The organism is Citrobacter sp. wls826 (genome assembly GCF_005281245.1).
GTDB lineage: Bacteria > Pseudomonadota > Gammaproteobacteria > Enterobacterales > Enterobacteriaceae > Citrobacter > Citrobacter braakii.
The window spans coordinates 176,692-196,817 of the sequence record NZ_SZWS01000048.1; the positions used below are offsets into that span (position 1 = coordinate 176,692).

Annotated in this window: 18 protein-coding genes; 10 read left to right on the top strand and 8 right to left on the bottom strand. The window is 53.7% G+C overall.

Annotated features, from left to right (window positions below):
• Together FDW87_RS22355 and ansP are read left to right on the top strand one after the other, a co-directional pair.
• A partial coding sequence (locus FDW87_RS22355) for a methyl-accepting chemotaxis protein (RefSeq protein WP_252363125.1) occupies positions 1 to 344 on the top strand: 344 nt, incomplete at its 5' end.
• A 280-nt stretch (positions 345 to 624) separates the two neighbouring features.
• Positions 625 to 2,067, top strand: a complete 1,443-nt coding sequence (gene ansP / locus FDW87_RS11470) for an L-asparagine permease (RefSeq protein ID WP_003833088.1) — start codon at positions 625 to 627, stop codon at positions 2,065 to 2,067.
• A 41-nt stretch (positions 2,068 to 2,108) separates the two neighbouring features.
• On the opposite strand, the gene FDW87_RS11475 is transcribed toward ansP, so the two are convergent.
• Complete coding sequence (locus FDW87_RS11475) at positions 2,109 to 2,330, bottom strand: YgdI/YgdR family lipoprotein (protein ID WP_003020157.1); 222 nt, start codon at positions 2,328 to 2,330, stop codon at positions 2,109 to 2,111.
• Positions 2,331 to 2,466: 136 nt separating this feature from the next.
• Entirely contained in the window at positions 2,467 to 3,528 is a 1,062-nt protein-coding gene (locus FDW87_RS11480) for a YncE family protein (protein WP_137379759.1), read from the bottom strand.
• A 260-nt stretch (positions 3,529 to 3,788) separates the two neighbouring features.
• On the opposite strand from FDW87_RS11480, the gene pqqU reads away from it, so the two are divergent.
• Positions 3,789 to 5,909: a TonB-dependent receptor PqqU gene (pqqU, locus tag FDW87_RS11485; RefSeq protein ID WP_137379760.1), complete on the top strand. Its 2,121-nt coding sequence runs from the start codon at positions 3,789 to 3,791 to the stop codon at positions 5,907 to 5,909.
• Between the two features lie 30 nt (positions 5,910 to 5,939).
• On the opposite strand, the gene FDW87_RS11490 is transcribed toward pqqU, so the two are convergent.
• Positions 5,940 to 6,977 carry an NADP-dependent oxidoreductase gene (locus FDW87_RS11490; RefSeq protein ID WP_016156570.1) on the bottom strand — a complete coding sequence of 346 codons (1,038 nt, stop codon included), beginning with the start codon at positions 6,975 to 6,977 and terminating at the stop codon, positions 5,940 to 5,942.
• A gap of 58 nt (positions 6,978 to 7,035) precedes the next feature.
• Positions 7,036 to 7,611, bottom strand: coding sequence for an XRE family transcriptional regulator (locus FDW87_RS11495; protein WP_016153140.1), 576 nt, complete (start codon positions 7,609 to 7,611; stop codon positions 7,036 to 7,038).
• Positions 7,612 to 7,648: 37 nt separating this feature from the next.
• On the opposite strand from FDW87_RS11495, the gene mddA reads away from it, so the two are divergent.
• Complete coding sequence (mddA, locus tag FDW87_RS11500; protein WP_047498607.1) at positions 7,649 to 8,167, top strand: L-methionine sulfoximine/L-methionine sulfone acetyltransferase; 519 nt, start codon at positions 7,649 to 7,651, stop codon at positions 8,165 to 8,167.
• Positions 8,164 to 8,613, top strand: a complete 450-nt coding sequence (locus tag FDW87_RS11505) for a DMT family transporter (protein ID WP_016156572.1) — start codon at positions 8,164 to 8,166, stop codon at positions 8,611 to 8,613. The genes mddA and FDW87_RS11505 overlap by 4 nt, the downstream gene beginning before the upstream one ends.
• A gap of 66 nt (positions 8,614 to 8,679) precedes the next feature.
• Here FDW87_RS11505 and FDW87_RS11510 read toward each other — a convergent pair whose 3' ends face one another.
• Together FDW87_RS11510 and FDW87_RS11515 are read right to left on the bottom strand one after the other, a co-directional pair.
• Positions 8,680 to 8,913: a YdcY family protein gene (locus FDW87_RS11510; RefSeq protein ID WP_016153143.1), complete on the bottom strand. Its 234-nt coding sequence runs from the start codon at positions 8,911 to 8,913 to the stop codon at positions 8,680 to 8,682.
• 17 nt (positions 8,914 to 8,930) lie between these two features.
• Positions 8,931 to 10,532, bottom strand: a complete 1,602-nt coding sequence (locus FDW87_RS11515) for an ABC transporter substrate-binding protein (protein WP_137379761.1) — start codon at positions 10,530 to 10,532, stop codon at positions 8,931 to 8,933.
• Between the two features lie 282 nt (positions 10,533 to 10,814).
• Between FDW87_RS11515 and FDW87_RS11520 the strand changes: the two genes are divergently transcribed.
• Genes FDW87_RS11520 through FDW87_RS11530 form a run of 3 tightly spaced genes read left to right on the top strand, consistent with a single transcriptional unit; the run spans position 10,815 to position 17,264 of the window.
• Complete coding sequence (locus FDW87_RS11520; RefSeq protein WP_137379762.1) at positions 10,815 to 12,122, top strand: SrfA family protein; 1,308 nt, start codon at positions 10,815 to 10,817, stop codon at positions 12,120 to 12,122.
• A gap of 4 nt (positions 12,123 to 12,126) precedes the next feature.
• On the top strand, positions 12,127 to 15,108 hold the full coding sequence (locus FDW87_RS11525) for a virulence factor SrfB (RefSeq protein WP_137379763.1): 2,982 nt from the start codon (positions 12,127 to 12,129) through the stop codon (positions 15,106 to 15,108).
• Complete coding sequence (locus tag FDW87_RS11530; RefSeq protein ID WP_137379764.1) at positions 15,105 to 17,264, top strand: virulence factor SrfC family protein; 2,160 nt, start codon at positions 15,105 to 15,107, stop codon at positions 17,262 to 17,264. Before FDW87_RS11525 ends, FDW87_RS11530 begins: the two co-directional genes overlap by 4 nt.
• A 19-nt stretch (positions 17,265 to 17,283) precedes the next feature.
• Here the strand turns inward: FDW87_RS11530 and FDW87_RS11535 are convergent, their stop codons facing one another.
• Complete coding sequence (locus tag FDW87_RS11535) at positions 17,284 to 17,457, bottom strand: GhoT/OrtT family toxin (RefSeq protein WP_016153148.1); 174 nt, start codon at positions 17,455 to 17,457, stop codon at positions 17,284 to 17,286.
• A 192-nt stretch (positions 17,458 to 17,649) separates the two neighbouring features.
• Between FDW87_RS11535 and yncL the strand changes: the two genes are divergently transcribed.
• The gene (gene yncL, locus FDW87_RS11540; protein ID WP_071524268.1) at positions 17,650 to 17,745 is read left to right on the top strand and encodes a stress response membrane protein YncL; all 96 of its coding nucleotides are present in this window, start codon (positions 17,650 to 17,652) and stop codon (positions 17,743 to 17,745) included.
• A gap of 119 nt (positions 17,746 to 17,864) precedes the next feature.
• Here the strand turns inward: yncL and FDW87_RS11545 are convergent, their stop codons facing one another.
• Positions 17,865 to 18,644, bottom strand: a complete 780-nt coding sequence (locus FDW87_RS11545) for a helix-turn-helix domain-containing protein (protein ID WP_046275598.1) — start codon at positions 18,642 to 18,644, stop codon at positions 17,865 to 17,867.
• Between the two features lie 101 nt (positions 18,645 to 18,745).
• Here FDW87_RS11545 and FDW87_RS11550 point away from each other — a divergent pair, with 101 nt between their 5' ends.
• Positions 18,746 to 19,873, top strand: coding sequence for a multidrug effflux MFS transporter (locus tag FDW87_RS11550; RefSeq protein ID WP_137379765.1), 1,128 nt, complete (start codon positions 18,746 to 18,748; stop codon positions 19,871 to 19,873).
• The last annotated feature ends 253 nt before the right edge of the window (positions 19,874 to 20,126 follow it).

Below are 20,126 nucleotides of genomic sequence, written 5' to 3' on the forward strand. Positions count from 1 at the left end.
TGGCCCAACACTCGGCGTCTGCGGCAAAAGAGATCAAACAGCTTATTGAGAAGAACGTCGCCAATGTTAATAGCGGCGTCAAAATGGTGGAGCAAACAGAAACGCATCTCACCGGGATGATTGGGGATGTACTGCAGATGTCGATGATGATCAAAGACATTAGTCTGGCCACGCGTGAGCAAACCCAGGCTTTGGATCTGATTAACGATTCAATTTCACGCGTTGGCACCATGACACACAATAATGCCGAGATGGTGGAGCGCGTCACCGACGCCACCGCCGATCTGACCCAGCGTTCATCACGCTTACAGCAGGCCGTTCAGGTCTTTGGCGTATCGGCATAACGTTACGGCGCTTATTGGGTGAATGTCTCGATAAGCGCACTCCTCTACAGGCATAAACGCCCTTCTCCTTTATTGGCTGAATCGAGGCCACACCGCGCCAGTACCGGCTGCATAAAAATGCTGAATTCTTGTTACCGGGGCTTTGCGGAACCAATCAATTGAATGTAGGATGCTCGGCCGGCAGTTTTCCCCCGTAACACAATGAAGGGTAAGGCTGTTTTCGCCGCAGCAGGTGCGGCAAAAAGGATGTTGTATTTTTGTCAGGTCAACAGGAATCGTAATGAACACAAACAACACGCAAGCCGCGGAACAACATGCGGCGAAACGACGCTGGTTGAATGCTCACGAAGAGGGGTATCACAAAGCGATGGGCAATCGACAGGTACAAATGATCGCCATTGGCGGCGCAATTGGTACCGGGTTGTTTTTAGGGGCAGGCGCACGCCTGCAGATGGCCGGCCCGGCTTTGGCGCTGGTCTATCTGGTATGCGGTATTTTTTCGTTCTTTATACTGCGCGCGCTCGGCGAACTGGTTTTACATCGCCCTTCCAGCGGTAGCTTCGTTTCCTACGCTCGTGAATTTTTAGGTGAGAAAGCCGCCTATGTGGCTGGCTGGATGTACTTCATCAACTGGGCGATGACCGGCATTGTCGATATCACCGCGGTGGCGTTGTATATGCACTACTGGGGCGCATTTGGCGACGTGCCGCAGTGGGTGTTCGCCCTCGGCGCGCTGGCTATTGTCGGTACCATGAACATGATTGGCGTGAAATGGTTCGCGGAGATGGAGTTTTGGTTTGCGCTGGTTAAGGTACTGGCAATTGTGATTTTCCTGGTGGTGGGTACCGTTTTTTTAGGTACCGGAAAGCCGCTGGATGGTAACGCCACGGGTTTTCACCTGATTACCGACAACGGCGGCTTCTTCCCGCATGGCCTGCTGCCTGCGCTGGTACTGGTACAGGGTGTGGTTTTCGCCTTTGCCTCTATTGAACTGGTGGGTACCGCCGCCGGTGAGTGCAAAGATCCGCAAACGATGGTGCCGAAAGCAATCAATAGCGTTATCTGGCGTATTGGTCTGTTCTATGTGGGTTCTGTCGTGCTGCTGGTTCTGCTACTGCCCTGGAACGCCTATCAGGCGGGGCAAAGCCCGTTTGTTACCTTCTTTTCCAAACTGGGCGTGCCGTACATTGGCAGTATCATGAATATTGTGGTGCTCACCGCGGCGCTTTCCAGCCTTAACTCAGGGTTGTACTGCACCGGGCGTATTTTACGCTCCATGTCGATGGGCGGTTCGGCACCGAAATTCATGGCTAAAATGAGCCGTCAACAGGTGCCATGGGCCGGGATCCTCGCCACACTGGTCGTGTATGTCGTCGGGGTATTCCTGAACTATCTGGTGCCGTCACAGGTGTTTGAGATCGTGTTGAACTTCGCGTCACTGGGCATTATTGCGTCGTGGGGATTTATCATGGTCTGTCAGATGCGTCTGCGCCGGGCCATAAAAGAAGGTAAAACGGCAGACGTCAGCTTTAAACTGCCGGGCGCACCGTTTACCTCGTGGTTAACGCTGCTGTTCCTGCTGAGCGTACTGGTATTGATGGCGTTTGACTATCCAAACGGCACCTATACCATCGCGTCATTACCGCTGATTGCCATCCTGCTGGTCGCGGGCTGGTTCGGCGTGCGTAAACGCGTTGCAGAGATCCACCGCACCGCGCCATAACGGCAGAAGGCCTGACAGGTTAATCCTTCAGGCCTTCTTTTTTAGTTCGCTTCAATCAACTGCGCTACGTCGTTGCTGTTAATTTCCCGCGCATTCCCATCCTGATCGGTATAGCTGGTCATTCCCGTGTCTTTATCCAGTTTTGGCTTACCCTGGGTGGTGATGGTTTGTCCGCTTTTGGTCGTCATGACGTAATCGGTGGTGCATCCTGCCAATGTAAACAGCATTACGCCTGCACAAAGACAGATAAATGGCTTTTTCATGGTATTCCCGTGTTATTCAGTTAGCCGTTGAGGGCGTAGTGTAAGTCCCTGAAGTGGGTCAGGCTACTGGCCGGGTGTAACGAGGCGTATCGGGGGATTTAGAGAAGTGACAGGAGGGGTTTCCCCCTCCGGTTAATTACAGCGCAATACGAATAACATCGTCCGGCTGGGTGGCTTCCTGCTCGCGGGTGGACTTCTGTTTCACGCTCACGTACAGGGTTTTACCGTCGGCGGAGAGCGCCAGGCTATTCGGGAATGTTGGGGTCTCGAACGTTTTAACGACTTTATAGCTTTTCGCGTCGATCACGCTCACTTTGCCGGCCTGACGATGGGTCACGTAGGCCTCGTTACGCGCCGGGTTAAACAGCACGGCCAGGGATTCCGGCGCGGCGACTTTTGCCAGGACGTTGCCATTACGGGTGTCGATTACCAGCACTTCCGCCGCTTTAGAGTCGGTGACAAAGGCGCGGTTGCCCGCCGTGTCCAGGCTCAGGTTGATGAAGAAATGCTCTTTTCCATCATCCAGCAGCTTTTTACGGCTGAGAATTTTGTTGGTGGTGGTATTGATGGTGATGAATTCACCGTCCGCATTGGCGGTGTACAGGCGTTTAGCCTTGCTGTCGACAGCCAGAGCGGTGCTCATTTTGCCGGTATTTTGAATGGTGTCCTTCAATTTAATAGCATCACCGTCCACCACCCAAATCACGCTCTCTTTACCAATACCGCTAATGTATACCGTGTTGGTGGCGTCATCGGCGACCAGCTCACGCGGCTGCAGTGGGCGAACGTCTTCAGAACGCTTACGCGCATCCAGCACCAGACGTCCTTTCACCGCGCCCGTTTTAGCATCCATTGCCGTCACCGCGCTGTTTACCGTGTTGCCGAACCACAGCGTTTGCGTGGCGTTGTTGATGGTGGCGCCAAACGGTTTGAGATCGTTATGAATAACCTGAGTCACTTCGAGGGTGACCGGGTCAAGACGGTAAACCACCCCGCCGGTATCCAGTTTGCGGCTCTGCGAGGTCGCCAGCCACAGCGCGTTCTCTTGCTGACTGTATGCCATTTCATAGGCGCCTTTGCCCACGGCTTTGCGCAGCAGTTCTTCTGCAGCCTGCGTAGTAAAAGATGATGCAACGAGCAGTGAACCTAACAGTAAAGAACCACGCAGACGCGGCGAAAACAGATGACGTAAAGACATGACGACTCCCTTTGATAAATTCGTTTGTTACTGCTTCACATAGCTTCAATGAGCAAAATCATGGTTTTGCCTTTTTTAAGAATGAGAATAGTAATCATTATTCATCTCAAAGTGGAGCACTTCTTCACATATTGACTACAATCGTTGTCATTGCCCGAAAAACTAGCGTAATTCAGCAGCGCTGAAATTCATCTTTTATAAAAAAATTCACGCGCTTATCGCCGGTATTACGGCGTAAGCATCATTAACTGGCCTTGTTCATGACGATTTTTGCATCCCGCTACACTGCACTTCCTGTTTCTTTACTGTCTGTCTTCCTCTCGCCTTATGCCGTGGCAGAAAGTGAGATAAACGATCAAACGCTGATCGTTAGCGCGACACCACAGTCCGTTTCTGAACTGGACACCCCTGCCGCCGTCAGCGTCGTTGACGGAGAAGATATGCGTCTGGCAACGCCGCGAATTAACCTGTCTGAATCCCTGACCAGCGTCCCTGGGCTGCAGGTGCAAAATCGGCAGAACTACGCCCAGGATCTCCAGTTGTCGATTCGCGGATTTGGTTCGCGAACCACTTATGGTATCCGCGGCATTCGTTTGTATGTCGACGGGATCCCGGCAACCATGCCGGATGGGCAGGGTCAAACATCCAATATTGATATCAGCAGCGTACAAAATATTGAGGTTTTACGCGGCCCCTTCTCTGCTCTGTATGGCAATGCGTCTGGTGGAGTGATAAATGTCAGCACTGAAACGGGACATGAGCCGCCAACCATTGAAGCCAGCAGTTATTACGGCAGTTTTGGCAGTTGGCGCTACGGGTTAAAAGCAACGGGCGCACTGGGCGATGGCACACAGCGAGGGGATGTGGATTACACCGTTTCAACAACCCGGTTTACTACCCATGGTTATCGCGATCGCAGCAGCGCCCAAAAAAATCTGGCCAATGCCAAACTGGGCGTGCGCATGGACGATACGAGCAAACTAACCCTGATTTTCAATAGTGTAGAGAGTAAAGCTGACGATCCTGGTGGTCTTACCGAGTCGGAGTGGCAGGCCAATCCGCAGCAATCTCCCCGCGCTGAGCAATACAACACGCGAAAAACCATCAAGCAGACCCAGGCGGGGTTGCGCTATGAACGCCAGCTTAGCGCGAAGGATGATATCAGCATCATGACTTATGCGGGCGAGCGTGAAACCACTCAGTATCAGTCGATCCCGATGGCCCCGCAGTTAAAACCCTCTCATGCCGGAGGCGTTATTACCCTGCAACGTCATTATCAGGGGATAGACAACCGCTGGACTCACCGTGGCGAGCTGGGCGTACCCGTGACCTTCACCACCGGTCTGAATTACGAAAACATGAGCGAAAACCGTAAAGGCTACAACAACTTTCGCCTTGATGATGGCGTGCCAGAATATGGTCAGAAAGGCGACTTACGACGTAACGAACGTAACCTGATGTGGAATGTCGATCCCTATCTGCAAACCCAGTGGCAATTAACGCAGAAACTCTCGCTGGATGCCGGGGTTCGCTACAGTTCGGTGTGGTTTGATTCTAACGATCGCTATATTACGCCTGGTAACGCAGATGACAGCGGTGACGCCAGCTATCACCAGTGGTTACCTGCCGGATCGTTAAAATACGCCATCACCGATGCCTGGAACGTCTACCTGGCCGCGGGACGCGGGTTCGAAACGCCCACCATCAACGAGTTGTCTTACCGCTCCGACGGCCAAAGTGGGATGAATTTTGACCTACAGCCTTCCACAAACGATACCGTGGAAATCGGCAGTAAAACGCGTATCGGCGATGGGCTGTTTACCGCAGCGCTATTCCAGACCGATACCGATGACGAGATCGTGGTTGACAGCAGTAGCGGCGGGCGGACAACCTACAAAAACGCTGGAAAAACCCGCCGTCAGGGAGGTGAGTTATCCTGGGACCAACGCTTTGCCGCAAGCTGGCGCGTAAAAGCTGCATGGACCTGGCTGGATGCGACCTACCGCAGCAACGTCTGTGGCGATCAAAACTGCAACGGCAACCGCCTGCCTGGCATTGCGCAAAACATGGGATTTGCTTCGCTGGGCTACGTGCCTGATGAAGGTTGGTATGCGGGAACTGATGTTCGTTATATGAGCAACATTATGGCCAATGATGAAAATACGGCGCAAGCCCCGTCCTATACCGTAGTGGGTTTAAATACCGGCTATAAATTTTATTACCGCAGTCTGATGATCGACCTGTTCGGTCGGGTGGATAATCTGTTTGATAAGTCCTACGTCGGTTCGGTGATAGTGAATGAGGCAAATGGTCGATATTACGAACCGGCGCCAGGACGAAACTATGGCGTAGGGATTAATCTGGCCTGGCGTTTTGAGTAACACTGGCGGGAATGACTCCCGCCATCCGTTTTACGCATCGTCTGCAAGACGAATCACCACTTTACCGAAGTTTTTGCCGGTCAGAAGGCCGATAAAGGTCTGCGGCGCATTTTCCAGACCGTCGGTGATTTGCTCGCGGTAATGGATTTTGCCCTCTTTAACCCAGCGCCCCATCTCCCGCTGAAACTCCTGAATGCGGTGACCATAATCCTGACCAATGATAAAGCCCTGCATCCGAATTCGCTTTTTCAGCAGCGTTGCCATCAGCAAAGGTAATCTATCGGGTCCGCCTGGAAGCGATGTGGCGTTGTAACCGCTGACCAGTCCGCACAGCGGAATGCGCGCAGAGGTATTGAGCAATGGCAGAACGGCGTCAAATACCTTACCGCCAACGTTTTCGTAGTAAATATCGATCCCCTGCGGACAGGCTTTTGCCAGCTGTTGCGCAAAATCTTGTGCATGGTGATCGAGGCAGACATCAAAGCCCAAGACCTCGGTGGCATGTCGGCATTTCTCTGCCCCGCCTGCAACCCCGATCACCCGGCAGCCTTTGAGCTTACCAATCTGCCCTACCGTTGCGCCAACCGGGCCGGTGGCGGCGGCCACAACCAGCGTTTCCCCCGCTTTTGGCTGACCAATATCCAGCAGCCCCATATAAGCAGTAAATCCTGGCATCCCCATCACTCCCAGCGCCCAGGAGGGATGTTCAGGATTATCGCCAAGCTTCACCAGCCCGTTACCGTCGGAGATGTCATAGTCCTGCCAGCCGCTGTAGCTCAGCACCCACTCGCCTGGCTGGTAATCAGGATGGTTGGATGACACCACGCGACTCACGGTCCCGCCAACCATCACGCCGCCAATCTCTACCGGCGGGGAGTAAGACGGCTCATCGCTCATGCGTCCACGCATGTAGGGATCGAGGGAAAGAAAAATGGTGCGCAGCAAAACCTGGCCTTCACCCGGCGTTGCCACCTCATCGTCTTCAAGACGGAAGTTTTCCGGGACCGGCGCGCCATGCGGGCGGGAAGCCAGTACCCAGCGGCGATTGCGATTAGTCTGTTGACCCATGATGTGCTCCTCTGCTTTTGGCATGATTCCATCAATAGTAGCAGCCTGCGTCCGCCAGTTAGCTGACGACATGATTTAACCGCACAACCAGGTAAACGCAGGGTTGTGCGGTTTCATTGATAAACCGACAATCATTTGGCGGGCCAAGCTCCAGGCAATCACCAGCCCGCATTTCATGACGCACGTCCCCTTCCACAAAGACCAATTCCCCCTGCTGTAGCCAGATAAGTTGTCTTGCCTGCACGTAGGAAGAGGCTGGCATCGGGATATCGCTTCCGGCGGGCAATTCTATCTGCACCAGATCAATAGGCAGATCGCTGCGCGGTGAAACGTGGCGGCGCAGATAGTGGCTTTGCGGGTCGTGCCAGACCGGCTGATCAGCGAAGCGCAGCAGCTTGCCCTCCTGCATTTCGGCCCGCGCCATCAGCATAGACATGCTGATACCAAAGGCACCGGAGAGCCTGCCCAGCAGCGTGGCCGTTGGGCTGCTCTCTCCGCGCTCTATTTTATGGATCATCGCCCGCGACACGCCTGCGCGCTCAGCGAGTTCCGTCAGAGACCAGCCGCGAGATTCCCGCTCAATGCGAATTCTTGCACCGATCCGTTGATTTATGCTGTCTTCAATAGTATTCATATTGTAATACTATAGTGAACAACCCCTGAGGTTCAACATGTCCATTCGATTTGCCAGCAAAGAAGATTGTGCCGCCATTGCAGAAATCTACAACCACGCGGTACTGCATACGGCGGCTATCTGGAACGATCAAACGGTCGATGCCGAAAACCGTATCTCATGGTATCAAGCCCGCCAGTTGATGGGCTATCCGGTGCTGGTGAGTGAAGAGAATGGCGTGATTACAGGGTACGCCTCCTTTGGCGACTGGCGTAACTTTGATGGATTCCGTCATACCGTTGAACATTCGGTATATGTCCATCCTGCTCATCAGGGTAAAGGCCTGGGACGATCGCTGCTCAGCAGGTTAATAGAAGAAGCCCGCGCGTGCGGCAAGCATGTGATGGTTGCGGGCATTGAGTCTCAGAATCAGGCGTCGCTGCATCTGCACAGCACGCTGGGTTTTAAAACCACCGCGCAAATGCCACAGGTTGGCACGAAATTTGGGCGCTGGCTGGATCTGACTTTTATGCAGTTGCAGTTAGACGATCGCCGCGAACCGGATGCCAGCAGATGAACCAGACGCTAACCCTCTCCTTTCTGATTGCTGCAGGTATTGGTCTGGTGGTGCAAAATACCTTGATGGTACGCATCACGCAGACGTCCTCGACGATCCTCATCGCCATGTTACTTAACTCTCTGGTCGGGATCGTGCTGTTTGTCAGCATACTGTGGTTTAAGCAAGGTATGGCGGGGTTTGGGGAACTGGTTTCCAGCGTGCGCTGGTGGACGCTAATCCCTGGCTTGCTGGGATCGTTCTTTGTTTTTGCCAGCATCAGTGGATACCAAAATGTGGGCGCAGCAACCACTATCGCGGTGCTGGTGGCCAGCCAGTTAATCGGCGGACTGGTGCTGGATATTCTGCGCAGTCATGGCGTACCGCTGCGGGCGTTGGTGGGGCCGGTCTGCGGCGCGGTGCTGCTGGTCGTTGGGGCCTGGCTGGTGGCGAGACGTTCGTTTTAATTGCGCTTATCCGGCCTGAACATGCAGGCCGGATAAGGTGTTACCTCGCCATCTGGCCACAATGAATTACAGGATTGTGCCGCCTTTGGTCAACTGTTCGCGACGGGTTTCCATATCCTCTTTATGCTGACGGCCATGATGTGCGATAGCCGTACGCAAACGCTGTTGCTGGGTGTAACGTTCTTCCCGGCTCAGCACGACATCATCGCTGAGTTCAATCAGCAATTCATTCATATGCGTAATGACGCTCTCTTCAATGGCGGCATCAACACGTGCGCTGACCTCATCCAGATGCGACATAACCTCTCCTTAACTCATTAATTTAATTTTGCTTTTGAAAAATCGCTGCCCATCAGGCTAACGCTGTATCCGCTGACGTTGCTGCGCGTCGCGTAAAACGTTTTCCCGTTTGCCAACGCAATCCACGGAGCCTGCTGGTAGAAAATCTCTTGCGATTGCTGGTAAAGCGCGGCGCGTTCTTCCGGTTTACTCACCAGTTTCGCCTTTTGAACCAGCGAATTATACTCTTTATCGCACCAGCGCGCGGCGTTAGATCCGGTTTTAATGCTGTCACAGCCCAGCAGTACATCGGCGAAGTTGTCCGGATCGCCGTTGTCTGACATCCAACCGAACAACGCGGTGTCATGCTCACCTTTACGCATTCCGGAGAGATATTCGCCCCACTCGTACGACACAATTTTCGCCTTCACGCCAACCTTCGCCCAGTCGCTTTGGATCATCTCGGCAATCCGTCGGGAGTTCGGGTTGTATGGGCGCTGAACCGGCATTGACCACAGCGTCGCTTCAAAGCCGTTTTCCAGTCCCGCCTGTTTCAGCAGATCTTTCGCTTTCTGCGGGTCGTAAGCGTAATCCTGCAGATCTTTATTGAACCCCAACATATTCGGCGGAATTGGCGATTTTGCCACCGTACCGGAACCTAAAAAGACGGCGTTAATAATGGCCTTTTTGTCTGTCGCGTAGTTAAGCGCCTGACGCACCAGCACGTTATCAAACGGTTTTTTCTCGGTATTAAACGCCAGATACCCGACGTTCAGCGCTTCAACCGAATGCAGCGTCAAATCTTTATTCTTCTTAATCTCGTCAAACTGTACGGGCGCAGGTGCCGGAATTATCTGGCATTCATTGGTTTGCAGTTTCGCCAATCGGGTCTGTACGTTTGGCGTGATTGAGAAGATCAGGTGCTTCGTGGGGACGGCGCCGTCCCAGTAGTTCGGGTTGGCGAGATAGCGGATTTGCGAATCCTGCTTGTACTGCTGCAACACGTATGGCCCGGTGCCAATTGGCCAGTTATCGACGTTTTCCGGGGTGCCTTTTTTCAGCATCACGTCGGCATATTCCGCAGAGAGGATGGAGGCAAAATCCATTCCCCAGTCGGCAAGAAACGCGGCGTTAGGTTCATTAAGGATAAACTGAACATGATAATCATCGACCTTCTTCACTTCTTTAATCAGTTTATCCAGACCGACATCGTTGAAGTATTCGTAGCTTCCCTGAGAAATTTTGTGGTACGGATGATCGGCATCTTTCTGTCGTAATACCGAGAAAACCACGTCATCAGCGTTGAAGTCACGGGTTGGTTTGAAGAATTTATTACTGTTGAATTTCACGCCCTGACGCAGGGTAAAAGTGTAGGTCTTACCGTCCAGCGAAATCGTCCAGTCCGTTGCCAGAGACGGAACTGGCGTATTTTTTACCGGATCAAAATTGATGAGTCGGTTGTAGAGCACCTGTGAGCTGGCCACAAACGATGGACCGGAACTGGCGATTTGCGGGTTAAATGACTCTGGCGACGCTTCTGAGCAGTAAATGAGAGTGTCGGTATTGGCCGCGAACGCCGCGCCTGATGGTAAGACGGCGCTGAGCGCCAGCGCGAGTAACGTTGTTTTCCTTGCAATCATGGTTATAAGCCTTCTTATTTTATTATTAACCGGGATATCAGAGCATAGCTGACAAAAACTGACCAATAACAAATCACTATCAGGTTATTCTAATCCGGTGTATTTCGCTGAATAATTCATCACCCTAAGCGAATTAATTTCCCTTAAGTCTTTTTCAAAACGTCAAGATTTTTCCCGGCACTCTATGCCATGAAAATTCGCCCCTTTTTGCCTCTCTTCCACCGTTTGCTCGTTTTTATAAAACGTAAAGTAGATACGTGAAGAAGTCTAAGGGGTAACAACGTGGCAAAAACTCTCTTGCGCAGCGGCAATTTGGATGACTATCAGGCCGTGGGCGGCGGTGGTCAGGCCGTGTTTGATTCAGCATTGCAAATTCGTGAAACGCTTCGCCTGCGTAAACAGCAGGCGATGGTGGATTGTCTGGCGATCCCACAAATTAACGACAACGGCGATCGCGTTGACTGGTATTCGCCGATTGAAGGGAAAGCCGTTGCATGGAAAGCCGCTGATGAAGAGGCCCGTTTTCGTGCGCTGCGCTATCTGGGAAGCACGCTGGAAAATGCGGCGGCGCTGAGCCGTAAAAGTCTGCAATCGGGTAAAACCTCCCTGCAACTGTTTGGCTCACTGCTGGAAAAAGCCATCCAGTTTCCTGGTGAGAATCACGTATTTCTGGTTGAAGGTAAACCCGTTATTACGTTCTGGGGTTTCGTCAATCTGAATGAAAATCCTCGCGACGATGTGCTCGATTGCCTGCGCCTTGCCGATATTCCTCCGGTCGTCACCGTAGCGGAGCCTGAGCCGGAAGAAGAAATCACTGCCCAAATCACCTTCGCCGAGGCCGAGGCGCCTTTGTTGACTCCAGTCGTTGAGCTACCTAAACCGGCTGAACCTGAACCACAACCCCCGGTCGTTGTTAACGAACCGGAAGTCTCGCCGCCGCTCGCACAGAAGAAACCCGCACGCCGCCTGCCGTTGTGGAGCCTGCCCGTTGCCGCGGTGATCATTGCAGCCATGGTTGGGCCGCTGCTGTGGAAGCAACAGCCCACCCCGCCCGTACCCGCTGTTCCCCCAAGAGTCGTCGCTAAGGCAGATATGGCACCGCTGCCAGAACTGACATCTGCACTGCCGCTGCATCGGGCTGAAGTGGTTCCGGCTGCCAAAAAAGAAAAACCTGTCGAGGGACCGGTCGTGATCGCCGCGATTCCAAAAGATGCGCTGGTGATGGATGCCAACCAGATGAAGGCAGGAACGACGCGTTTTCTCAACGGTAACTGGCGCGTAATGGTTGATGTTAAAGATCCGGTTAGCGGTAAAGCGCCGTCGCTGCGCTATCAGATCCAGGCCAATAAAGGCACGGCGCGCGTGGTTCATGGCGACAATATTGTTTGTCGTGCCGAGATTTTCTCCGGTTTGCATCAGTCAGGTGAATTAATGATTAAGAGTCGCGGGAATGCCCGTTGTACGGACGGGTCACGTTATCCGATGCCGGAAATTACCTGCAAAGCGGGAACCAATGACGTCGCCGCCTGTACCGCACGTTATGACGATCACGCGGAAATCCCTCTGACGATCAAAAAGATAGGTGCCTGATTTTATGTTGGTGAATCTGTGTGACTACAAACAGAGCGTGACGCTCATCGCCAATAGCGGTGTGCAATTTCTGGATTTTGGCCTGACGCCGCAGGAATCTGCGCATCATGGCCGCTTTGTGCGCAAAACGGCAAACGGTCCCCTGCTGCGGCTGGATTTCGATCTGACAACCGGACGTTATACCTTACCAGGCAGTACCGGCGGTCAGCCCGAAGTGGTGAAGCCGGAAAGCACCCAGAAGCTGCATTATTCGCTGGACGTGCTCGACGGTGTCTGGCTGCCGCTGCCGTTCCTGCGCTTCAACCCGCCGCGTACGTTCGTTGAAGGCCCGGATAACTGGGCGCGCGTACAGGTGCGAAAGCTGGCGCAACCTGACAGCGCGGGCAACACCCACCGCGTCACCGTGGCGCTGGACAGCCAGCTCACTGAAAATGCCCCTGCGGCGTTAACCCCCAACGAAAATGACCTGCTGAACGGTACGCGATTTGCGCTGGCCTGGCATGACAACGAAATTGCCGATTTCCTCGACCAGACCTGGATTGACGGCTGGTTGCGCGAATCCTTTATGCATCATGTCACACAGCATGAGAACCGCTCAGAACAAGAGATCCAACAGGCGCTGCGTAACTTTGAATATCAGGCGCACTGGCTGAATGTGCTGACCCTGTTAGGCGAGCAGCTTTCCGTCCCGGAAGTGAAACTGGTCACGCATACCCTCAGCACGCCCGCCATTCCCGTTGATCTTATCCTGGATATCGGTAACACCCATACCTGTGGCGTCCTGATTGAAGATCACGGGGATGCCAATGACGGACTACGCCAGACAGCCGAATTGCAGGTGCGTTCGTTAAGCGAGCCACAGTTTCTCAACGATCCGTTGTTCACCAGCCGACTGGAGTTTTCCGAAGCGCGTTTTGGTAAGCAGCACTTTTCCGTGGAGAGCGGTCGTGATGATGCCTTTATCTGGCCGTCGATTGTCCGCGTTGGCGATGAAGCCCGAAAGCTGGCGATGCAGCGCATGGGCACTGAAGGCAGCAGTGGGATCTCCAGCCCGCGCCGTTATCTGTGGGACGAAACGCCGGTGTTGCATGACTGGCGCTTTAGCCAGATGAATGGCAAAACCCAGCGCGAACCACTGGCTACCGCCTTCCCGCTGATGAACCTGATGAACGATGACGGGCAACCGCTGTTCAGCCTGCCTCAGGATGATCGTCTGCCGGTATTCTCACCGCAATACAGCCGCAGTACGCTGATGACGCATATGTTGTGCGAAATACTGGCCCAGGCGCTGGGGCAAATTAACAGCGTGGCGACGCGTTTGCGCCTCGGATTCCCGGCATCTCCTCGTCAGTTGCGTACGCTGATCCTGACCCTGCCGTCGGCGATGCCCAAACAGGAGCGCGAGATTTTCCGCCTGCGCATGTTTGAAGCTATTGCGTTGGTCTGGAAAGCAATGGGCTGGCACCCGCAGGATGAAGACTTCACCACCCGTAAACAGCAGGAAAAGAGCGTGGTTCCCGTACCTGAGATCCAGATGGAATGGGATGAGGCCAGCTGCGGGCAACTGGTGTGGCTGTATAACGAAGCTATCTCTCACTACGATGGCCACACCGAATCGTTCTTTAACGCCCTTGCCCGCCCGGACCGTTTGCCGGAGCCTGGTGAGACTAAAGGTCGTGCGCTGCGCGTGGCATCGATCGACATTGGCGGCGGGACAACGGATATGGCCGTCGTCCACTACCAGCTTGATGACGGCGTGGGTACAAACGTCAAAATTACCCCGCATCTGCTGTTCCGTGAAGGCTTTAAGGTTGCGGGCGATGACATGCTGCTGGACGTGATTCAGCGTTGCGTGTTGCCTGCGCTGCAAACCCGTCTGCAACAGGCTGGCGTGACCGACGCCGCCGCATTGCTGGCTACGCTATTTGGCGATTCCGGGCGCATCGACACCCAGGCGATTTTGCGTCAACAAACGGCGTTACAACTCTTTATGCCGCTCGGTCATGCGGTACTTTCAGCCTGGGAACAAAGTGATATTAACGATCCGGTAGCGGGTCTGCATGCCACCTTTGGCGAACTCCTGAGCCAGCAACCAACGCGCAACGTACTGAATTACATCCATCAGGCTATCGATCATGCGTTACCTGCGGGATCGCCAGTGTTTGATGTGTTGAGCGTGCCGTTACAGGTGCAGTTCAGGCAGTTACAAGAAGCGTTACTGGCGGGCCAGTTTACCCTGACCTCCCCACTGCACGCGGTCTGTGAGGCCATTTCACACTATCGCTGCGATATTTTATTAGTGACCGGCAGACCCGCCTGTTTACCTGGCGTACAGGCGTTGATCCGCCATCTGCAGCCCGTTCCGGTTAATCGTATGATCTGGATGGATAACTACCGCGTACATGAGTGGTATCCGTTCAGCCAACAAGGGCGGATTGGTAACCCCAAATCCACCGCAGCAGTTGGTGCCATGTTGTGTAGCCTGGCGCTGGATCTACGCTTGCCGCGTTTCAACTTTAAAGCTGCCGATATCGGCGCTTACTCGACCGTACGTTATCTCGGCGTGTTGGATAATACGGTCAATACGCTGCGTGATGAGAACATCTGGTATCACGATATCGATCTGGATAAGCCCGGCGCGAAACTGGATGCCCGCCTGCACTTCCCATTGCGCGGCAACGTTACGTTAGGTTTCCGTCAACTGGCCAACAGCCGTTGGCCTGCCACACCGCTGTATACGCTCAGCATAAATTCTGCCGAACTGGCAAAAACCATCGCCGGAGATGGCGTGTTGAATGTACGGCTGCAGCTACGCGGTGGTAGCAAAGAAAGCGGCCCGGAATTCTTCGTACTGAGCGATGCGTGGTTACAGGATGGCACTCCCGTTGCCGCCAATGCCTTAACGTTAAAACTGAATACGCTGGCAGACCGACGCCATAGCGGGAGCCATTACTGGATTGATAGCGGGAGCGTGTACCTGAAATGAGTAAGATGTTAAACACCGCGCAGGCCGCCATCGAGTGGGTAACTGATACCCGTCAGCGTGCGGCGCGTCTTGATGATGAAGCGGATGCCCTGTTGGCACAGCTCACCCTGGCCGCCGTTAATGAGTCTGCATTGAAGACAACCTTTTCATCGCGAGGATGCGTTGGGCTTTACGGACATTCGCAATCGGCAAAAGCGCACCTGCTCACAGCATTGTGCAGCAACGCCAATGGCAAAGTGAATATCGTTACCCCGGATCGCAGCTTTGATTACTTTTCACATATTAATCCTGGTCATGCGCCAACCAATATGGCGATCCGCTTTACGCGTGATGAAAATCCGCTCGATGGTGAATGGCCGTTGCGCCTGCGGCTACTCAATGAAGCCGAACTGGTACAGCTATTTATTACCCAGTTCTGTGCGCTTGCGGACAACCGCCAGGTCGAGAAATCGATTATTGAGGCGCGCCTGGAAAAATGGCAAACGTTGCGCCAGCGTCATCCGGTGCCGGGCATTACCGCGCATGATGTCGCGGCAATTGGTCGTTTCTGGCGCGCCTGCGTACCGGCCAGACAACAGCAATTTGACGACGCGCTATGGCATCAGTTTGCCACGCTGCTACCCGCACTGGATCTGACTACCCGGGCAAACGCCTGGGCGTTACTGTGGGGAGAACAGCCAGAGTTGACGCAACAGTGGTTGGCGCTGGCGCATACGCTGCAACAGACCGGGAGCGCGCAAGAACTCGCGGCTCCGCTGAGCCTGCTGGTTGACCATTTTGGTTTACCTGCCGAGAGTTTCCTGACTCAGGTAGCATTGAACGGGAATGAGGCGCAAAGCGATGTGGTGGTTCATCCAATAGAAAATGATCAGTTGCTCAATGCGGTCAGCCTTTCTCAGGCTTCGCTGGCGCTGCTCACGCGCGAGCTGGTCCTGACGGTTGAAGACGCGGTACTGGAGAATGTCGATCTGCTGGATATTCCCCTCGCCCCGGATGTTCATCCCCATCCATTGTGGCAGGCCAAATTAGGCTGGATGCTGGAACATTATCGCCAGCATCTACAACCGGATGTACTTTTAATCTGTAATGCGGTATCTACCCGCTCCCAGACGCCCGCCATCACCCGCAAGCTACTGGGCTGGGTTAACGATACTCAGCCCGTACATGACGCCGCATTGCCGGGAGTGGTCTGGGCCATTACTCCGCAGGATGCGCGGTTTAGCACTCAGCAAAATCTTGATGAATCTGTGCAGCAATTAATGGGCAAGCCCGGACTGCACTGGGGCACGCTGCAGGCGCTGGATAAACACAGCTTACAACGCCTCGTCGAATGGCTGACTCAGGCAACCTCGCCCCAGCAACGCCAGGCGAGATTGACCTCCCTGCGTGAGCAGCACCAGCAGCGCGTACGCGAAACCCTGATCGGCTGGATTAATCCCGTTGAAACCGAATCGGGTAGCAATGAGTCGGTGATCCGCCAGCTCCAGGCCCAGGCGGCAAAACATGGCGAACTCCTGGACGGTTTGCTCCCGCCGATGCGCCTCTTTGAGTCGCTACTGCGTGTTCAGCAGCCGCGCGAGGAACAGGTGAGCGGATTATTTAATGAAGAGATTGACCTGTTTGCCGAGGTGCGTGACACACCGCACTCGCCGGAAAGCAAAGAGACCGGGTATCAGGCGCACAAAATGTGGGTTAACCACGTGCGCCAGTGGTGTCGCGATGAAAATAATGCGCGCCGTTTACGTCTCGAGCCGCGTACGCTAAGGCAGGTTGCTGATATCCTCGTCACCACCAGCTATCGGCTGGAGATGCCGCAACGCTTACAGCGCATTATGCAGCGAGAAAACGTCTGCGCCGCGCAGCTTCACGCCGATATTGGGGATTTTATTACCTGGCTTGGATTTGCCAGCGTGGCAGAGGAACAGCGTCCGGCCAGCAGGATCCAAAAAGGATCGGCTATTTTTAGTGCCCCGGCGCAACAGCCGATGTTACGGTTGACGAAACTGGATGAACAACCTTCGCATGGCGCAAGCCGTTACGTTTACGACTGGCTGGTCGCTTTGTATACCCGCGCCAATGAAAACGTGGGATATCAGCATCCGCAGGATGTTTGCGCAGCCGACAAAAAACGATTAGATACCCTGCTTTCCTCCTGAAACGGCGTTTACGCCGTCATCAGAAGAGAGAAAACATTAACGCGACGGGAAAACTCATCGGCCAGGTCGCCCCGACTAATACCGCGCTGAGAAAACGAATCCGCTTTTTATCGCGGGAAAGAAACCAGGTGATGATTGCCGTGATAGCGGCCATCACCGCATAAAAAACCAGCATTTTTTGGTACAGAGACATGTCAGGCATCCGGGCCGAAAGGTAAAATCGCGCGCAATATGCTCTTTTTCATGACCCACATCAAGTTTTATTAATTATTTTAAGAGAAACGCCGGTAAAACAAGCCGTTTTCATTATGTTCAGAATCCGTACTATTGCGGATAGTTATAACCCGTACTATACCCATAAGGGTTAAAACGAAAGGTGGCACAAATGAATGTTTCCAGTAAAACTGTGGTGCTGATAAATATATTTGCTGCTGTAGGACTTTTCAGTCTGATTTCCGCAAGGTTTGGCTGGTTTGCTTGATGTCGTTCTTCTTGATTAATTGCAGCGTCCGCTGGCAGAGAGGCTCTTCTCTCTGCCATTAGTACACGATTTTCCCACTCTCCTGCCACCCGGTAAATTATCCTTAGTATGTAATACCCCTAATCCTTCTGCGGCATTATATTGCCCGCATAACGGCTCGGTGTTGTGCCGGTATGCTGATGGAAAAAAGCGATAAAAGCACTGTCACTGACAAATTCCAGATATTGCGCCACCTGGCTGATCTGCCCCCCGTCAGCCAGCATCTCCATGGCTTTTAATAGTCTAAATTGCTGCCGCCAGCTCTGATAATTCATCCCGGTATCCCTGGTAAATATTCGACTGATCGTCCTCTCGCATGCCCCAACCCGTTGGGATAATTGATTTAGTCGTGGTGGCAATTCGCCCATGCGTACTCCTTCAAGCCACACGTTCAGCCGTGGATCTGAGGGAAACTGCAACGTCCAGTTTTCACTGCGGGCGGCCCGCATTTCCTCACAGAAAACGGTGATAAGACTGGCCTGCTGCGCGGCAGGCATTTCCCACGGCCAGAAAGCCATACGTTCTATTACTTCAAAAAAGAGAGGATTAACGTCGACTATCTGCAGCGGTAACTTAGATAACGGCAATGTAGTTGAAAAATACAACGAACGATAAGCCATCACCCCACGCATTATGGCGCGATGTACCGTACCAGCCGGGATCCAGACCGCGCGCCGTGGCGGTAGCAGACACAGGGCATGCTCCAGCTCAATCGTAATGCTTCCCGCAGCCGAAAAAAGTAGCTGATGACGAAGATGGCTATGCCGGCCGGAATCGTGTACGCCCATCTCGGAGGCAATGCCGATTACCGGTTTATCAAAGCTATCCGCATCGAAATCATCATCCGGGGCAATTTCCATTATCTGTCCGATAGTTGATGTTTATAGTCTTGATAATGGTAATGCGACACCTCCCTTTCAGCAATAATGCCCACCAGTTTTCTGTCTCTCTGGATATTGCAATGAACACTCTTCGCCGCCCGCCGCTGTGGCTTCTTACTTTGCTGATTATGTTTCCGCAACTGGTGGAAACCATTTATAGCCCGGCATTGCCAGGAATCGCCACGTCTTATCACGTAAGCAGTGAGCGTGCGGCGCAAACACTCTCCGTTTATTTTATTGCCTTCGCCATCGGCGTGGCGATGTGGGGTTGGCTGAGCGACTGCCTCGGTCGACGTTGGGCGATGCTGGCAGGACTTATCTGCTATGGGTCAGGTTGTGCCCTGGCCATAGTTGCCACTGACTTCAGCGTTTTGCTGCTGGCGCGGATGATCTCAGCCATCGGCGCGGCTGCCGGGTCAGTGGTGGTACAGACCATGTTACGGGACACATATGAATCAACTGCACTATCCCGCGTCTTTTCCGTGATGGGCGCTGCGCTGGCATTGAGTCCCGTTTTCGGGCTGCTAAGCGGAGGTTGGTTGGTTAGCCTGTATGGTCATACCGGTGTATTTATTGCCCTTGTGCTGCTGGCGCTGCTACTGCTGCTACTGACTGCGACCATGCTGCCAGAAACCCGGCCCGAAAATACGCTCAGCCCCAGCCTTGCTGCACTGCTCACCCGCATGATGCGTGACCGCGAGCTGTGGAAAAATACCATGCTGGTTGCGCTGCTGAATACCATGCTGTTTAGCTATTACAGCCTGGCTCCGTTTCTTTTCGGGCAATTGGGATGGAGTTCCAGAGCCTTTGGCTGGACGGGGGGACTACTTGCGTTTGCTTCGCTGTCGGGCAGCCTGCTGAACCGGAGATTATTGACGACAGACCTGACGTCGGAACAGAGGGTACGTTATGCCTGTGCGCTGGCAGCATTGTCAGGCCTCGCCGCGTGGTGGTTACAGCACTCCGCGTGGATTCTGATACCGGTTTTCGGCGCGGTGATTGCCTATGGCATCGCAATCCCTAATGTGCTGAGTCAGGCCCTACGCCACTATCGTGAACAGGCCGGGGCCGCCGGTGCATTGTTCGGATTAAGCTATTACCTGTTGCTGGGAATGATGCTGGGGGTTGCAGGCATGGTGCAACAACTGGGGCTGGTTCTGAGCGTCTGTGCGCTACTCGCCTGGATTTGCAGCTTGCGCCGCGGATAACCGGATGACGTTCCTCCTGACATTAAGCTGTAATGCTTGCCAGTTAACGAGGATGAGTGGCACATACGCAGGTAATGAATCTGTTGCCTCCGGCGTATTGCTACGTTCACCTTATGTTTGTCACTTCTCTGAGGCAATACGAGCAGTGAACGTGTTAAGGGTACTATCGCCGTACCCTTAACAATCCCGGCTCCCGGCTGGAAAATTGCCGCTCCGCGGTTCCCTCCGTTTATTCCTCCAGGCTACCGGGCCG

Coding starts and splice junctions, on each gene's coding strand:
- ansP (WP_003833088.1), top strand. CDS start 625: ATGAACACAAACAACACGCAAGCCGCGGAACAACATGCGGCGAAACGA.
- FDW87_RS11475 (WP_003020157.1), bottom strand. CDS start 2,330: ATGAAAAAGCCATTTATCTGTCTTTGTGCAGGCGTAATGCTGTTTACA.
- FDW87_RS11480 (WP_137379759.1), bottom strand. CDS start 3,528: ATGTCTTTACGTCATCTGTTTTCGCCGCGTCTGCGTGGTTCTTTACTG.
- pqqU (WP_137379760.1), top strand. CDS start 3,789: ATGACGATTTTTGCATCCCGCTACACTGCACTTCCTGTTTCTTTACTG.
- FDW87_RS11490 (WP_016156570.1), bottom strand. CDS start 6,977: ATGGGTCAACAGACTAATCGCAATCGCCGCTGGGTACTGGCTTCCCGC.
- FDW87_RS11495 (WP_016153140.1), bottom strand. CDS start 7,611: ATGAATACTATTGAAGACAGCATAAATCAACGGATCGGTGCAAGAATT.
- mddA (WP_047498607.1), top strand. CDS start 7,649: ATGTCCATTCGATTTGCCAGCAAAGAAGATTGTGCCGCCATTGCAGAA.
- FDW87_RS11505 (WP_016156572.1), top strand. CDS start 8,164: ATGAACCAGACGCTAACCCTCTCCTTTCTGATTGCTGCAGGTATTGGT.
- FDW87_RS11510 (WP_016153143.1), bottom strand. CDS start 8,913: ATGTCGCATCTGGATGAGGTCAGCGCACGTGTTGATGCCGCCATTGAA.
- FDW87_RS11515 (WP_137379761.1), bottom strand. CDS start 10,532: ATGATTGCAAGGAAAACAACGTTACTCGCGCTGGCGCTCAGCGCCGTC.
- FDW87_RS11525 (WP_137379763.1), top strand. CDS start 12,127: ATGTTGGTGAATCTGTGTGACTACAAACAGAGCGTGACGCTCATCGCC.
- FDW87_RS11530 (WP_137379764.1), top strand. CDS start 15,105: ATGAGTAAGATGTTAAACACCGCGCAGGCCGCCATCGAGTGGGTAACT.
- FDW87_RS11535 (WP_016153148.1), bottom strand. CDS start 17,457: ATGTCTCTGTACCAAAAAATGCTGGTTTTTTATGCGGTGATGGCCGCT.
- yncL (WP_071524268.1), top strand. CDS start 17,650: ATGAATGTTTCCAGTAAAACTGTGGTGCTGATAAATATATTTGCTGCT.
- FDW87_RS11545 (WP_046275598.1), bottom strand. CDS start 18,644: ATGGAAATTGCCCCGGATGATGATTTCGATGCGGATAGCTTTGATAAA.
- FDW87_RS11550 (WP_137379765.1), top strand. CDS start 18,746: ATGAACACTCTTCGCCGCCCGCCGCTGTGGCTTCTTACTTTGCTGATT.